Source organism: Romboutsia sp. 13368 (assembly GCF_018336475.1).
In the GTDB taxonomy this organism is placed as follows: domain Bacteria; phylum Bacillota; class Clostridia; order Peptostreptococcales; family Peptostreptococcaceae; genus Romboutsia.
In genome coordinates, this window is record NZ_CP048741.1 from 1,075,173 (window position 1) to 1,075,949 (window position 777).

Genomic DNA, 777 nt, shown 5'->3' on the forward strand with positions numbered 1-777 from the left:
CATTGATAAATTATATAAAATATAAAATAAAATATGAAAAGAAACTATTAAGAGCAAAAAATGAAGCAGAAGAAATAAATAGATTAAAGACTTATTTTGTATCTAACATAAGCCATGAATTAAAAACTCCAATTACAGTTATAATGTCTGTTATGCAACTTGCAATAGTAAAAGAGAATATTCATGAACATACTTCTAATATAGATATTATTAATAATAATTGTCAAAGATTACTAAGGCTTATAAATAATATAATAGATATTGAAAAGTTTGATACTCATCAATTAAAATTAGATTTAGAAAATATAAATATAGTAAATTTAATAGAAGATATAATATCATCTATTGAACCATATGCAGAATCAAAGAATTTAAGCATAATATTTGATACTAATGATGAAGATATAATTATGGCACTAGATTATTCTAAAATAGAAAGAATAATATTAAACCTACTTTCAAATGCAATTAAGTTCTCTTATGATAATGGAGAAATACATGTCAATGTAAATAAAATAGATGAAAATGTAATTATAAGTGTAAAAGACTTTGGAATAGGTATGGATAAAAAGTATTTAGATAAGATATTTGATAGATTTGTTCAAGTTGATAATACTATGACTAGAAAAAATGAAGGAAGTGGTATAGGGTTATCAATAGTAAAATCATTTGTTAGTTTACACAATGGAACCATTGATGTTAAGTCTGGAAAAAATGAAGGCTGTGAGTTTATTATAAATATTCCAATTAAATTAATTRAAGATAANNAAGTATTTT

General features: G+C 21.8%; 1 protein-coding gene. It reads left to right on the forward strand.

What is annotated here, in order from left to right:
* Positions 1 to 143: 143 nt before the first annotated feature.
* Positions 144 to 777, forward strand: a 634-nt coding sequence (locus G3997_RS04365) for a sensor histidine kinase (RefSeq protein ID WP_442971242.1), incomplete at its 3' end; no start/stop codon positions are given.